The 14201-nt window shown below is 71.8% G+C and carries 14 protein-coding genes; 6 read left to right on the top strand and 8 right to left on the bottom strand.

Annotated features, from left to right (window positions below; all coding sequences use genetic code 11):
* Positions 1–20: 20 nt before the first annotated feature.
* Entirely contained in the window at positions 21–734 is a 714-nt protein-coding gene (locus tag ACZ52C_RS01585; protein WP_469072879.1) for a hypothetical protein, read from the bottom strand.
* 148 nt (positions 735–882) lie between these two features.
* Here ACZ52C_RS01585 and ACZ52C_RS01580 point away from each other — a divergent pair, with 148 nt between their 5' ends.
* From ACZ52C_RS01580 to ACZ52C_RS01565, 4 genes are all read left to right on the top strand, one after another.
* Entirely contained in the window at positions 883–1881 is a 999-nt protein-coding gene (locus ACZ52C_RS01580; RefSeq protein ID WP_469072878.1) for an N-acetylmuramoyl-L-alanine amidase, read from the top strand.
* Between the two features lie 428 nt (positions 1882–2309).
* Positions 2310–3149: a hypothetical protein gene (locus ACZ52C_RS01575; protein ID WP_469072877.1), complete on the top strand. Its 840-nt coding sequence runs from the start codon at positions 2310–2312 to the stop codon at positions 3147–3149.
* 122 nt (positions 3150–3271) lie between these two features.
* Positions 3272–4282, top strand: coding sequence for an LLM class F420-dependent oxidoreductase (locus ACZ52C_RS01570; protein WP_469072876.1), 1011 nt, complete (start codon positions 3272–3274; stop codon positions 4280–4282).
* 109 nt (positions 4283–4391) lie between these two features.
* A complete protein-coding gene (locus ACZ52C_RS01565) occupies positions 4392–4679 on the top strand; it encodes a hypothetical protein (RefSeq protein ID WP_184894776.1) in 288 nt (95 codons plus the stop codon).
* A 175-nt stretch (positions 4680–4854) separates the two neighbouring features.
* Here the strand turns inward: ACZ52C_RS01565 and ACZ52C_RS01560 are convergent, their stop codons facing one another.
* The 3 genes from ACZ52C_RS01560 to ACZ52C_RS01550 are packed head-to-tail and all read right to left on the bottom strand — an operon-like array spanning position 4855 to position 8098.
* The gene (locus ACZ52C_RS01560; RefSeq protein WP_469072875.1) at positions 4855–5922 is read right to left on the bottom strand and encodes a prenyltransferase/squalene oxidase repeat-containing protein; all 1068 of its coding nucleotides are present in this window, start codon (positions 5920–5922) and stop codon (positions 4855–4857) included.
* The gene (locus ACZ52C_RS01555) at positions 5919–6686 is read right to left on the bottom strand and encodes a class I SAM-dependent methyltransferase (RefSeq protein ID WP_469072874.1); all 768 of its coding nucleotides are present in this window, start codon (positions 6684–6686) and stop codon (positions 5919–5921) included. Before ACZ52C_RS01555 ends, ACZ52C_RS01560 begins: the two co-directional genes overlap by 4 nt.
* On the bottom strand, positions 6680–8098 hold the full coding sequence (locus ACZ52C_RS01550) for a glycosyltransferase family 4 protein (RefSeq protein ID WP_469072873.1): 1419 nt from the start codon (positions 8096–8098) through the stop codon (positions 6680–6682). The genes ACZ52C_RS01555 and ACZ52C_RS01550 overlap by 7 nt, the downstream gene beginning before the upstream one ends.
* A 218-nt stretch (positions 8099–8316) precedes the next feature.
* On the opposite strand from ACZ52C_RS01550, the gene ACZ52C_RS01545 reads away from it, so the two are divergent.
* Positions 8317–8979, top strand: coding sequence for a TetR family transcriptional regulator (locus ACZ52C_RS01545; protein WP_469072872.1), 663 nt, complete (start codon positions 8317–8319; stop codon positions 8977–8979).
* 334 nt (positions 8980–9313) lie between these two features.
* Here ACZ52C_RS01545 and ACZ52C_RS01540 read toward each other — a convergent pair whose 3' ends face one another.
* From ACZ52C_RS01540 to ACZ52C_RS01530, 3 genes are read right to left on the bottom strand one after another with little or no spacing between them, the layout of a single operon-like run.
* Positions 9314–10180, bottom strand: coding sequence for a tetratricopeptide repeat protein (locus ACZ52C_RS01540; protein ID WP_469072871.1), 867 nt, complete (start codon positions 10178–10180; stop codon positions 9314–9316).
* Between the two features lie 56 nt (positions 10181–10236).
* Positions 10237–10470, bottom strand: coding sequence for a ferredoxin (locus ACZ52C_RS01535; RefSeq protein WP_469072870.1), 234 nt, complete (start codon positions 10468–10470; stop codon positions 10237–10239).
* Entirely contained in the window at positions 10470–11960 is a 1491-nt protein-coding gene (locus tag ACZ52C_RS01530) for an aldehyde dehydrogenase (RefSeq protein ID WP_469073404.1), read from the bottom strand. The genes ACZ52C_RS01535 and ACZ52C_RS01530 overlap by 1 nt, the downstream gene beginning before the upstream one ends.
* A gap of 163 nt (positions 11961–12123) precedes the next feature.
* On the opposite strand from ACZ52C_RS01530, the gene ACZ52C_RS01525 reads away from it, so the two are divergent.
* Complete coding sequence (locus ACZ52C_RS01525) at positions 12124–13152, top strand: MBL fold metallo-hydrolase (protein WP_469072869.1); 1029 nt, start codon at positions 12124–12126, stop codon at positions 13150–13152.
* Between the two features lie 145 nt (positions 13153–13297).
* Here ACZ52C_RS01525 and ACZ52C_RS01520 read toward each other — a convergent pair whose 3' ends face one another.
* Positions 13298–14122 (bottom strand): phosphotransferase, encoded by an 825-nt coding sequence (locus ACZ52C_RS01520; RefSeq protein WP_469072868.1) that lies wholly within the window; start codon positions 14120–14122, stop codon positions 13298–13300.
* Positions 14123–14201 lie beyond the last annotated feature (79 nt).

Raw genomic sequence — 14201 nt, 5'->3', positions numbered from 1 at the left:
GGGAAACGGCTCCCCGACGCCTAACCCATGTACCGGACGAGCAGGTAGACCGCCGCCGCCACGATCACGATCACCGCGACGACCGCCGCACGGTACGCAGGAGTCGGGAGGGGACGGGGCGGCGGGGTGGCCTGGCGCGGCGAGGGCGCCTCCCCGGCGGGAAGGCCCGCGGGTGGTCGGCCGCTGAGCAGGGGGACCGGCAGGGGCCCGACGATCGGGGGGACGGGCGGCTGCCAGTCCGTCCCGTCGCCGGTGCCGGACGCCCACGGCTGGAGCTGGCCGGTGGCCAGGCGGCGCCAGCGGTTGCCGGAGGAGTCGGTGAACTCGACGGAGCAGAGGAGGGGTGAGGGCGATGAGGCGCCGGCGGAGGTCATCGGGAGGTCGACGGTGAGCCGGCCGCCGGCCGGCAGGATCTCGCGGCCGTCGAGGCGTACGCCGTCGTAGTGGACGGCGACCTGCACGAGCGGCTGGTTGCTGGTGTTGACCGCTTCGAGGCGCCACCGCGCGTACCCGTCCGCGAGCACCGAGGGCCTGCTGTCCATGGTGACGTGCAGCATCGACGACTGGATCAGCTTCTCCCGCTGGTCCGCCTCGCGTTCGCGGTCCTCGACACGGCGCTCCCGCTCGGCGAGCCGGCCGGCCTGACGGACGTTGTGACGGTGTCCGGCGACACTCACAGCGAGCGCCGCAGCCCCCACGACGGCCCCGAGGACCGCGATCACCACCTCGATCATGCTCGTACTCTGGCCTGCCGACGGGCGGCCGGTCCAGCCCGTACCGCGGCGCGGGCGTGCCGCTCGGCGGGGGCGTCCCGCCGGTGCGCGCCCGGCCCGTGGCAGGGACGTCCCGCCGGTGTGTCACCCGACCCGTAAGGTGGCAGGCGTGTCGTACGTAGGCCCGGACTTCGATCCGCCCCAGCCCCGCCGTTCCGCTCTGCGCCGTCCGCTGACCGTGGCGGTGGCCGCGGTCGTGGTGGGGGCGGTGGCCGGGTGGGGGGTCTGGCAGGTCGCCGGGGATTCCGGGGGCGGCGGCGGGTCGGACAGCGCGAAGGTGCCGCAGACGCGGTCGGCGACCACGCCCCCGGCGAGCGGGGACCCGACCACGGACGCCGGCAACGGCGAAGCCGGCGGCGGTGGCAGCGACAAGAAGGACCGCGACGGGGAGAAGGCGAGCCCCTCGGGTGCCGCCTCCGCGCCGGCCGCGACCGGGCCGCTGAAGGGCAAGGTCGTCGTCATCGACCCGGGCCACAACCCCGGCAACTTCCAGCACACCGCCGAGATCAACCGCAAGGTGGACATCGGGACGCACGCGAAGGAGTGCGACACGACGGGGACGACCACCAACGACGGTTATCTCGAAGCCGAGTTCACGCTGGACGTCTCGCGCCGACTGCGCACGCTCCTCCAACAGGAGGGCGCCACGGTGAAGTTCACGCAGGATGACGACCGTGCCTGGGGGCCCTGCATCGACGAGCGGGCGCGGATCGGCAACGAGGCGGAGGCGGACGCGGTGGTGTCGATCCACGCGGACGGTTCGGCGTCCGGCAACCGCGGCTTCCACGTCATCCTTCCGGGCTCGGTGCACGAGGGCGCCGCGGACACCCGGCCCATCGTCGCCCCGTCCCGCGATCTCGGCGAGCGCATCGCGGGCTACTTCGTCCGCGCCACCGGCAGTGCCCCCTCCAACTACGTCGGCGACGGCACCGGCCTCGTCACCCGCACCGACCTCGGCGGCCTCAACCTCTCCACCGTCCCGAAGGTGTTCATCGAGTGCGGCAACATGCGCGACAGCAAGGACGCGTCCCTGCTCACCAGCGGCACCTGGCGCCAGAAGGCGGCCCGGGGAATCTCGGACGGCATCACGAGCTTCCTGAAAAATTGAACAACTTTCCCTTTCGGGGAAACACACGGGACTTCGGACTCGGGACTCGGGACTCGGGACTGCGGACTTCGGGCACAAAGCCGCAGTGCCACGGAATGACGTGCGCGCGGTCTCAATCTGTCAACGGTTCCCTCCGAGTTCGTCGGGTGCGCGGCGATACGCGATATCCATGACGAGGCTCCGCTGACCAGCGGTGCCCGGCGGCCAGGAAGCGGGCAGGGGAACCTCTGAGGGATTCGTGAGTTTTCTGCGCGGGTAGGGGGCGGGTCGTGATCACCGCAGTGATCCCGGCGGACACCCACGTCGGTCGGACGATAAGGTCGTCCCTACGATGAGGGGCCACCCCCGCGCTTCCCACCACGGCCTGACGGCGACATGGTGACGGCGACGCCTCCACCGATGACGAGACGACTGACGAAGGACCTGAAGTGAATATCCGCTCCCTCACCAGAGGCGACGGCGTCGTGATCGGAGCAGCGGTATTGCTGTTCATCGCGTCGTTCCTCGACACGTTCGACGGCTCCGGCGACGACATCCCCAATGCCTGGGACAACCTCGGCTTGGTGATGAGCATGTACGTCGGCGGCATCATCGGGGCGGTGCTGATCGTCATCGCCCGTGCGCTGCCGCAGCCGCCCAAGGTCATCGGCCTCGACCTGGGCCAGCTCGGGGTGGCCCTGACGATCTTCGCCGCGTGGACCTCGTTCTGGTCGATCATCGACCCGCTGGGCGCGATGGAGGAGTTCTTCGGCGGCCTCGGGGGCTCGGAGCCGGATTCCGGCGCCGGTCTCATCCTCGGCCTCATCGCCGCGCTGCTGCTGGCCGCCGCCGCCATCGCCACCCCCCTCGTCCCCGCTCTCAAGGCCGCTCTCGTCGGTGCTCCGCGGCCTGCCGCGCCGCAGCCGTACGGGGCTCAGCCGCCCGGTGGTTACGGGTACCCGGGCGCCGGTGCGCCGGGGCCGTTCGGCGCGGGGCAGCCGCAGCCCGGGCAGCCGGGGCAGCCGGGTCCCGGGGCGCCGTTCGGTGGTGCTCCGCAGCAGCAGGCCGCGGCGCCGCAGCCGCCGGCCGGTGACTTCTCGCCGTTCTGGTTCGCGGTGCCGGTGGCCCGTCCGCTGTTCGCGGAGGACGGTTCGCAGTCGGCGATCGCCGAACTGGCGCCGGGCACCTGGTACCTGGCGGTCGAGCAGCGCGGTCCCAGCCTGGTCGCCCAGACGCAGGACGGCCGTCGTGGTGTCCTCCAGGACACCAGCGGTATCCAGCGCGGCTGAGCCACACCTCGCCAGACAGTCGTACAGCCGTACAGCGGCCCCTCGCCCTTCCGGGCGGGGGGCCGTTGTCGTACAGTCGCCTCCCTGCACATACAACTGACGCACCGTCAGGAGGCAGGCACATGCGGCTCGGTCTGGCACTCGGTTACTGGGGGCGCGGCCCGTCGGCGGAGCATGTCCCGCTCGCCCAGGCGGCGGAGCGGCTCGGCTACGACTCGGTGTGGACCGCCGAGTCCTGGGGCTCGGACGCCTTCACGCCGCTCACCTGGATCGCGGCGCACACCTCCAGGATCAAACTGGGCACGGCGGTCGCGCAGATGGCGGCCCGGTCGCCCACCACCACCGCGATGCACGCACTGACTCTGGACCACCTCTCCGGTGGGCGGGCGTTGCTCGGGCTCGGGCTCTCCGGGCCACAGGTCGTCGAGGGCTGGTACGGGCGGCCGTTCCCGAGATCCCCGCTGACCGCGACCAGGGAGTACGTGGACGTCGTACGCCAAGTCCTCAGCCGCGAGAGGCCCGTTGAACTCGACGGGCGTTTTCACCCCCTCCCCTACGACGGCCCGGACGGGACCGGCATCGGCAAGGCGCTGAAGCCCATCACCCACCCGCTGCGGGGCGACCTTCCCGTCCTGCTCGGCGCGGAGGGGCCGAAGAACATCGCGCAGACGGCCCGGATCGCGGACGGCTGGCTGCCGTTGTACTGGTCGCCGTCGCGGACCGATGTCTACGAGGCCTCGCTGACCGACATGCCCGACGGCTTCCTCATCGCGCCCATGGCCCGGGCGAAGGTCTGTGACGACGTCGCCGAGGGGCTGTTGCCCGTGAAGGCCATGCTCGGCTTCTACATCGGCGGGATGGGGCACGCCCGGCGCAACTTCCACGCCGATCTCATGGCCCGCATGGGGTACGAGGAGGAGGCCCGGCACATCCAGCGGCTCTTCCTCGACGGGCGGCGCGAGGAGGCCGTGCTGGCGGTGCCGGACGCCTTCGCCGACGAGATCTCGTTGGTCGGGCCGCGCGAACGGATCGCGGAGCGACTGGAGGCGTGGCGGAAGGGGCCGGTGACGGACCTGCTGGTGCTGGCCCCCGACCCGCACACGCTGCGGGTGCTGGCGGAGCTCAACTCCTAGGCCGCGAGGCCGCGTTCGGGGGGCGCGGGCGGGAGGCCGAAGGGTCGTCGAGGGGGCTTGCGGAGGCGGGGCGAGGTTTGGCCTGGGGTTCACGGGCAACTCGTCAGGCATGTCTCGATATAGCGGTTCCAATCAGGCGGGCCGGGTCATCGCGATCGTCGCCGATGTCATGGCGTTCATCCTCGGCCTGTGGATCCTGATGTACCTGCTGGGCGCGAACGGCACGAACGACTTCGTGCAGTTCGTCCATGACGCGGCCCGCTGGCTCGCCGGCTGGTCGCACGACCTGTTCACGTTCGACGAGCAGTGGGCGCGGGTGGTGGCCGGCTATGGCCTCGCGGCCGTCGTGTACCTGTTCGTGGGCCACGCCATCGCCAATCGGATGCACCGCCACTGAGCGAGTGCGGCTCCGGTGGGGGCTGGTCGCGCAGGTCCCCGCGCCCCTGAAAAGCCGGGGCTGCGCCCCCGTGCTTTTCAGGCCCGCAGGGCCTGTTCTTTCAGGGGCGCGGGGAACTGCGCGAGAAGCCCCACCGGCCCGGCAGTCGACGACGGACCCCCCGGCTCAGCGGCGCTCAACAGCACTCCGCGTCCAGCCCGCGCGGCAGGCGCTCCCCGCCGAAGACCGTGCACGTCGCCTCGTCTCCGCCCAGCGCGGCCACGGCCAGCAGGAGCGAACCCGCGGTCCAGGAGGTCAGTTCCTCGGGCCAGACGGCCCGGTCCTCGAAGACATAACCCGTCCAGTACAGGCCGGAGTCGGGGTCGCGGAGGTGCTGGATGGACTGGAGTATCTCCAGCGCGCGGTCGGACTCGCCCATCGCCCAGAGCGCCAGGGCGAGTTCGGCCGATTCGCCGCCGGTCACCCAGGGGTTGGGGACGACGCAGCGGACCCCGAAGCCGGGGACGACGAAACGGTCCCAGCCCTCCTCGACACGGGACTTGGCCTCGGCGCCGGTGAGCGCGCCGCCGAGCACCGGGTAGTACCAGTCCATCGAGTAGCGGTCCTTGTCGAGGAACCGCTCGGGGTGCCGGCGGATGGCGTGCCGCAGCGCGCCGACCGCCAACTCCCAGTCCGGCTGCGGCTCTTCCCGCTGCTCGGCGATGGCGAGCGCGCAGCGCAGCGCGTGGTGGATGGACGAACTGCCCGTCAGCAGGGCGTCGTTCACCGGTGTGCCGTCGTCCTCGCGCTTCCAGCCGATCTGGCCGCCGGGCTGCTGGAGCCGCAGGACACATTCGATCGCCGCGTAGACGGCCGGCCACATGCGGTCGAGGAAGGTGTCGTCGCCGGTGGCCAGGTAGTGGTGCCAGACGCCGACGGCTATGTAGGCGACGAAGTTGGTCTCGCGGCCCCGGTCGGTGATGTCGTGGGCGTCGCCGTCGGCGTAGGCGGCGTACCAGGAGCCGTCCTCGTTCTGGTGCCGGCGCAGCCACTCGTAGGCGCGCTCGGCGGCCTCGTGCTCACCGGCCGCGTCCAGGGCCATGGCCGCCTCGGTGTGGTCCCACGGGTCGAGGTGGTGTCCGCGGAACCAGGGGATGGCACCGTCCGCGCGCTGCACCGCGAGGATGCCCCGCACGGTGGCGGCGGCCTCCTCGGCGGTGAGGACCCCGGGCAGGACCAGGTGTTCTGTCCGGGGGGTCGTCACTTGGCGTCCGCCGGGGCAGCGGCGGCGGTGGCAGCGGCAGCAGCGACCGGCAGGTGCGGCTTGGTCGCGTACGCCACGAAGCTCTTGCCGATCAGCGGGTTCAGCGCCTCCTCGGCGACCCGCGTGGCCAGGGGCTTCTTCATGATGTCCCAGACCAGCAGCTTGTGGTACGCCCGCACGGGCAGCGCCTTGTCGTTGTCGACGCCGAACGCGCACTTCAGCCACCAGTACGGCGAGTGCAGGGCGTGGGCGTGGTGGGTGCCGTACGGCTTGAGGCCCGCCTCGCGGATCTTGGCGAGGAGTTCGTCCGCCTTGTAGATGCGGATGTGGCCGCCCTCGACCTCGTGGTACGCGTCGGAGAGCGCCCAGCACACCTTCTCGGGGCCGTAGCGCGGCACGGTGACGGCTATCCGCCCGCCGGGCTTGAGCACCCGGACCATCTCGGCGAGGACGCCCTTGTCGTCGGGGATGTGCTCCATCACCTCGGAGATGATGACGACGTCGAAGGACTCGTCGGGGAACGGCAGCGCGAGGGCGTCGCCCTCCATCGCGGTGGCGGTGGCGCCCTCGGGGGCCTCGCCGGCCTCCTTCATCGCCGCGAACCACTTGGCGACCTCGCGGATCTCCTCGGCGTTCTGGTCGAGGGCCACGACCTGGGCGCCGCGCCGATAGCACTCGAAGGCGTGCCGGCCCGCTCCACAGCCGAGATCCAGGACCCGGTCCCCCGGGGCGAGCGGGAACCTGGAGAAATCGACGGTCAGCACGTGGCCCTGCTTTCGCGGTTGGCGCTTTCGCGGTTTGCTTCGACTGCTTCTTCGACGGCATCGACGGTGTCGGCGGCTCCGGCCCGTCCGGCGGCCCTGCGGGCGATCGCCTCGCGGTAGTGGGCGACCGTGCCCTCGGCCGCCCTGGCCCAGGTGAACCGGCTCAGTACGCGCTCGCGCCCCGCGCGGCCGAGCCGCCGGCGGAGGCCGGGGTCGCCGAGCAGGCGGCCGAGCGCGGTGGCCAGGGCTCCCGGGTCGCCCGGGGGGACCGCGAGGCAGGTCTCGCCGTCGGGTCCGGCGACCTCCGGTATGGCTCCGCCCGTGGTGGCGACCAGCGGCGTACCGGTGGCCATGGCCTCGGCGGCGGGCAGCGAGAACCCCTCGTACAGCGAGGGCACGCAGGCGACCTCGGCCGAGCGGACCAGGTCGACGAGTTCGGCGTCGGAGATGCCCTTGACGAACTCGACGGCGCCTTCGAGGCCGTACCGCTCGATCGCCTGGGCGACCGGGCCCTCGGTGGGCCGCTTGCCGACGACGACCAGGTGGGCGGCGGTGTGCTCGGTGCGCACCTTGGCGAGCGCCTCGACGAGGAAGACGAGGCCCTTGAGCGGCACGTCCGCGCTGGAGGTGGTGACGATCCGGCCGGGCACCTGCGGCACGGCAGGATTCGGCGAGAAGAGGTCGGTGTCGGCGCCGATGTGGACGACGTGCATCCGGTCGTCGCGTACGCCGAGGTGGTCGACGATCTCCTGGCGGGAGGTGCCGGAGACGGTGAGCACGGACGGCAGCCGCCGCGCGACCCGCTTCTGCATGCGCGTGAAGGCGTACCAGCGGCGTACGGACATCCGGCGCTGCCGGCCCTCGGCGGCGTCCAGCTCCAACTGCCGGTCGACGGTGATGGGGTGGTGGATGGTGGTGACCAGCGGGGCCCCCACGTCGCCCAGCAGCCCGTACCCGAGGGTCTGGTTGTCGTGGACGACGTCGAACTCGCCGCGGCGGGCGCGCAGATGGCGGCGGGCGCGCAGGGAGAACGTCAGGGGCTCCGGGAAGCCGCCGGTCCACATCGTCGCCACTTCGAGGGCGTCGATCCAGTCGCGGTACTCGCCCCGCTTCGGGGTGCGGAAGGGGTCGGGCTGCCGGTAGAGGTCGAGGCTGGGCAGCTCGGTGAGGGAGACCCCGCCCGGTCCGTCGGCGGGGACGGCGTCCTCGTCGAGCACGGGATAGGGCTGGGAACCGATCACCTCGACCCGGTGGCCGAGACGGGCCAGCTCACGCGAGAGATGCCGTACGTAGACGCCCTGGCCCCCGCAGAACGGGTTCCCTTTATAGGTGAGGAGCGCGATGGCGAGCGGTCGCCCGCCGTCGGCGGCAAGGTCACGTCGGGACCCCGCCCGACTGGCCTCATCGGTCACTCCTGGCCCCCTTCTCACTGCGATTTCCCCGTGAGATTACGACGAGACGGTAATCTAGAACAAGTTTCAGAGTTGATCGTTCAAGAGGCTCCGAATCTACCGGCTGGTAGTAGCGCTGTGAGAGATGGATCAGGTGATTCACGCCACGGCTTCCGCCCTGGCATGCTCTGTGATCGCATATCCTCACCGACCGTCACGACCGTCACGGAACGAGAACCATGCCTGCGGAAGCCAAGGTGGAGACCAAGCTGGAGGCCAAGGTGGATGCCGGCAGCACGCGACCGGACTCGCCGCCCCTCACGGAGCGCCAGGAGGCCCGCCGGCGCCGCATCCTGCACGCCAGCGCCCAGTTGGCCAGCCGGGGCGGTTTCGACGCCGTACAGATGCGGGAGGTCGCGGAGTCCTCGCAGGTCGCCCTCGGGACCCTCTACCGCTACTTCCCCTCCAAGATCCATCTGCTGGTCGCCACCATGCAGGCCCAGCTGGAGCACATGCACGGCACGCTCCGCAAGAAACCCCCGACCGGCGAGACGGCCGCCGAGCGCGTCGCCGAGACGCTGATGCGCGCGTTCCGGGCCCTGCAGCGCGAGCCCCATCTCGCCGACGCCATGGTGCGGGCGCTCACCTTCGCCGACCGCAGCGTCAGTCCCGAGGTCGACCAGGTCTCCCACCAGACCACCGCGATCATCCTCGACGCGATGAGGCTGGCCGACCCGACCGCCGAGCAGCTCTCCGCCGTCCGCGTCATCGAGCACACCTGGCACTCGGCCCTCATCACCTGGCTCTCCGGCCGTGCCTCCATCGCCCAGGTGAAGATCGACATCGAGACGGCGTGTCGCCTGATCGACCTGACGGCCCCGGAGCGGCGGAACCAGGCGTAGGAGAGCGGGCCACGACCGGAAGCAGGGGAGCGGGCGCGCGAAAAGACCTACGAGACGGGTTCCCTGCGCCGGTATTACCCGGATCAGGTGCTGGGGGTCGCCTTCCGGCCCTGTCCTGCGGCCTTCCGGCCTCTCAGCCCGACCGTCGACGTCGGCACCGGCGGATCTGCTACCTCGCGCCCATGTCGGCTACTCCGGTCGACTCCCTCACTCGCCTCGTAGGCTGATTTCTACGATAGAACGCCCATGCGAGAACACAACCCCCAAAAGGGATTTTTTACCCTTCGGGAGGTGATCCTCGACCCCTGGCCCCGTGCCCTCGGCTCCATGGCCCTCAGCCCATGATCTCCAGGCCGCTCCAGCTGCGCCCGATCGCCTTCTCGCCCGCCCACAGGTCCAGCAGCCGTCGGGCGTCCTCCTCCGGCGCCCCGAGGCGGACGTACTGGGCACCCGTGCGGGTCGGAATGTGCTCCTTGTGGATCGTGCCCTCGCTGCAGCAGGCGCAGTGCACGGTGACGCTGTCGGCGGTCTCCGCGCCGAAGCCGTGGGCGCCGAAGAGGGCGACCAGGGCCTCCAGGTCGGCGCCCTCCCCCACCGCGACCGTCACCTGGAGGGTGGACAGGCCGGACGCCTCGAAGAGCAGCAGCTCGTCGAAGACGGGGTACGTCGAGCCGTCGACGACGCGTTCGCCGTTGGGCTGACCGTCGTGGAGGACGATCTCGCCGTAGCGGCGGCCGCCGGTCACGGGGACGTTGACCACGCGGCCGCGCGTCGGGCACAGCCGCTCGATCCACACCACCTCGCGTTCGCCCCCGGTGTCCAGACGCACACAGGCATGGCCGAAACGGCCTTCGATCGCGCCCTCGCCGGCCGGGACGTCGAGGCCGAAACCGGCCCAGGCGTCGCGCGCGACGGCCCAGTCCCGGCGGATCGTGGCCGCGATACCGAGGTTCCAGAACGCGGGGTCGCCCTCGCCGCGCGGCGCCCGGGCGGCCGCCTGGACGCCCAGCTCGTACGCCTTGTCCCAGTTGCGCAGGAACTTGTGGCCGAGCGCGGCGTCGTACCACCACTCCGCGCTCGGCCCCTCGTCCGGGAAGTGCGCGAGCACCTGCTCGTAGAGGTCGGCGGCGCGCTGCCACTCCTCGGCGTCCCAGGCCGCGTACGCCTGCTCGATCAGCCCCTCGGCCTCGGACTTCCCCACTTCTTCCCCGCCCCGCGTGTGTTGTCGTTCGTGTGCCGACCGCAGAGCGTAGGCCCCTACTCCTCCGGCGGGAACACCGGCTCCCCGCTCCCGAGCAGGGCGATGGAGATCGCCTCCACCGGGCAGCCCTCCGCCGCCTTCAGGACGCGTTCGTGGGCGTCGGTCTCCGGTTCGGCGGGGTGGGACTGCATGGCGGAGTCGAGGCGGAAGGCGTCCGGGGCGAGGTGGACGCACTGGGCGGAGCCGATGCAGAGGGCGCGGTCGACCTCCACGTGCCAGCGGTCGCCCATCACCCGACCCCCTCGCCCTCGGCGGCGCCGGCGGGCGGCTCGTATCCGGCGGGCAGGTGGATCATCTTGTGCTCCAGGTACTCGCCGTAGCCCTCGGGGCCGAACTCGCGCCCGAGGCCGGAGTTCTTGTAGCCGCCGAACGGGCCGAACATGTCGAGGCTGAAGGTGTTGACCGAGTAGGTGCCGGTACGGACCCGGCGGGCGACGTCGATGCCGCGTTCGTCGTCGGCGGTCCAGACGCTGCCGCTGAGCCCGTACTCGGAGTCGTCGGCGATACGGACGGCCTCGTCCTCGTCGCCGTAGGGCAGGAGGCAGATGACCGGGCCGAAGATCTCCTCCCGGGCGATGCGCATGGAGTTGTCGACGTCGCCGAAGAGGGTCGGTTCGACGTACCAGCCGCGCTCCAGGGCCGCCGGACGGCCGCCGCCGGTGAGGATCTTGGCGCCCTCCTCCTGGCCGATGCGGATGTAGTCGAGGCTGCGGCGCTGCTGCCGGGCGGCGACGAGCGGGCCGAGTTCGGTGGCCGGGTCCAGGGGGTCGCCGATCTTCAGCGCGGAGGCGTACGCCGCGAAGGCCTCGGCGAACTCGTCGTAGCGGGCGCGCGGGACGAGGATGCGGGTCTGGGCCACGCACGCCTGGCCGTTGATCATCCAGGCGAAGGGGGCGATGCCGTTCACGGCGGTCTGCGCGTCGGCGTCGGGGAGGATCACGGCCGCCGACTTGCCGCCCAACTCCAGGGTGACGCGGGTGAGGTTGCGGGCGGCGACCTCCATGACACGTTTGCCGGCGGCGACCGAGCCGGTGAAGGAGACCTTGTCGACGCCCGGGTGCCCGACCAGGTACTCGCTGACCTCACGGTCGGCGGGCAGGATCGAGAGCACACCCTCGGGCAGACCGGCCTCGGCGGCTATCTCCGCCAACAGATAGGCGTCCAGGGGGGTTTCGGGCGACACTTTCAGAATGACCGGGCAGCCGGCGAGAAGGGCGGGGGCGAGCTTGGCGGCGGCGGTGAACTGCGGCACGTTCCAGGGGACGACCGCCGCGACCACCCCGACCGGCTCGCGCAGGACGAGGAGCCGGCCGAGCACGCCGGCCCGCTGCTCCTCGTAGGTGAAGTCGCGGGCGGTGGTGATCGCCGCGTCCCACACCATCATCGACGCGAGGGCCTGCACCATCACGCTGGAGGTGAACGGGGTGCCGTTCTCGGCACTGATGATCCGGGCGAACTCCTCGTGGCGCACCGCGAAGGCGTCCTTGATCCGGGCCACGACCTCGATCCGCTCGTCGAGGGTCGTCCGGGGCCAGGGGCCGTGGTCGAAGGCTCGGCGCGCGGCGGCCACGGCCCGGTCGACGTCCGCGCGCGAGGCGTGCGGGACGCGGCCGATGACCTCCTCCGTGTGCGGCGAGACCACCTCGATGACGTCCGTGCCCAGGGGGTCGGTCAACTCCCCGCCGATGAACAGCTGTCCGTGTTCCACGAGTTCGGTCATGGCCGTTGCCTCCCGGAGCCACTTCTCTGACATGCCGTCAGTTTCGAATAGGGAACTGATACCAGTTCCAGGGGAAGGAGTCCATGTCATGCGTCGGCCGGTGGGGCGGTCGCGGGTTCCCGCACCCACTTCTGGTGGAACTCGTTCTAGTTATAGTGACTTCATGACACAGGTGACCGATCACGGCGGAGGCGTACGGTCCATCGAGGTCCCCATCCCGGACAACCCGCTCGGCCACACCCTGGTGTACGTCGTGGACACCGACCGCGGGCCGGTCCTCGTCGACACCGGCTGGGACGACCCGGCGTCCTGGGACACGCTCGCCGCGGGCCTTCTCGCGTGCGGTACGTCGGTCGCGGAGATCCACGGGGTCGTGATCACGCACCACCACCCCGACCACCACGGGCTGTCGGGGGCGGTGCGCGAGGCGTCCGGGGCGTGGATCGCGATGCACGCGGCGGACACGGCGATCGTGCGGCGAACGCGGGGGACCGGCCCGGAGCGCTGGTACTCCTACATGACGGACAAGCTCACGGCGGCGGGGGCGCCCGAGGAACACCTCGCGCCGCTGCGGGCGCCGCGCGGTCCGCGCGCGCTGCCCGGTTTCTCCCCCGCGCTCCCCGACCGCGAGATCGTGCCCGGCGAACTCCTCGACCTCCCCGGCCGCCGGGTCCGCGCGATCTGGACACCGGGCCACACGCCGGGGCATGTCTGCCTCCACCTGGAGGAGGCGCACCCCGCCCGACTCCCGGGTCACGGACGGCTGTTCTCCGGCGACCACCTCCTGCCCGAGATCAGCCCGCACATCGGGCTCTACGAGGACCCGGACGACGACACGGTCACCGACCCCCTCGGCGACTACCTCGACTCCCTCGAACGCGTGGGCCGCCTCGGCGCCGCGGAGGTCCTTCCGGCGCATCAGTACGCGTTCACCGATACCGCCGCGCGCGTACGGGAGTTGCTGGCCCACCACGAGTCCCGCCTCGCCGACCTGCTGGTCCTTCTCGCCACCCCCCTCACCACCTGGCAGCTCGCCGCACGCATGGAGTGGAACCGCCCCTGGTCCGACATCCCCTTCACCTCCCGCAACATCGCGGTCTCCGAGGCGGAGGCCCATGTACGCCGCCTGGTGAAGCTGGGCAGGGCGGAGCCGGTACCGGGGAGCGATCCGGTGCGGTACGTGGCGGTTTGAGGGGGCCGGCCGTACGGCGCGGGGCACCGACCTGGGAGAGCGAGGGAGGTGCCCTCCGCCGGCGCCACGCCACTTCGACCTCCGTCCGCGGGTCCGGTGCGGCTTCTCGCGCCGTTCCCCGCGCCCCTGAAGGCCTGCGGCCTTCTCAGGCCTCCGCCCCCGCCGACACGACCCGGCGGATCAACCGTTCCGCCCGACCCAGGAGTTCGATCTCGCGGGACGACATGGTCGGGGTGGATGCCCGGCGGCGGGTCGCTTCGGTCAGGTCGTGGGGCGTCAGGGTGTCGGCGGGGCGGCGGTGGAGGAGCGAGGTGAGGATGGCGTGGGCCAGGGGGGCTCGGGGGTCGGCCGGGTCGACGGCCACCTGGGCGAGGATCGTCGCGGAGACACCCCAGTCCAGGCCGGGCGGCCCCTCCTCGGTGTTGTTCCAGTCGATGACCTGCGGGCCGTGCGGGGTGAGGACGACGTTCTCCGGGTGCAGGTCCAGATGAAGCACCCGGGCCCCGGGGCGGTGTCGGGGCGGGACGGTGTGGAGGGCGTGCAGGAGGTGGGCCAGGGTGGCGCCGGCCTGCGGTGGGGCGATCCGGCCGGCGGTGCAGGCCTCCAGCAGGGTCGGGCCGGACAGGTGTTCCAGCACCATCTCCGTGCGGGTCGCCGAGCGCACGCGCGGAACGGGGTAGCCATGGCCCCGTACGTACTCCATGACCTCGGCCTCGGCGGCCGCGTCCCCCCACCCGTCCCGGTAGCGCCGCAGCACCCAGGCGCCACCCCCGCGTTCGGTACGCCCGTCGCCACCCCCGCGTCCGGTGGGCCTGTCGGCTCCGTCACGGTCCGCGGCGCCGCCCGGGGCCGCGGTCCCGGTCTCCGCGCCGAGGCCACCGGGACCGTGCGGCCCGGACTCGCCCTCGTCGGCGTGGAGTTCGTACACGTCGGCCGTGCGGCCCGCGCCCAGCAGTCTCCCCGTACGCATGGCCCGAACCTATCGCGGCCCCCGGGCGACCCTCAGAATCCCGGCTACCGGCAGGTAGAGTGACCGCGTCGTCATCACA

The organism is Streptomyces sp. NPDC034049, from assembly GCF_055575575.1.
Note: the sequence above shows the minus strand (reverse complement) of the source record. Positions and strands in the feature narration are given on the sequence as shown.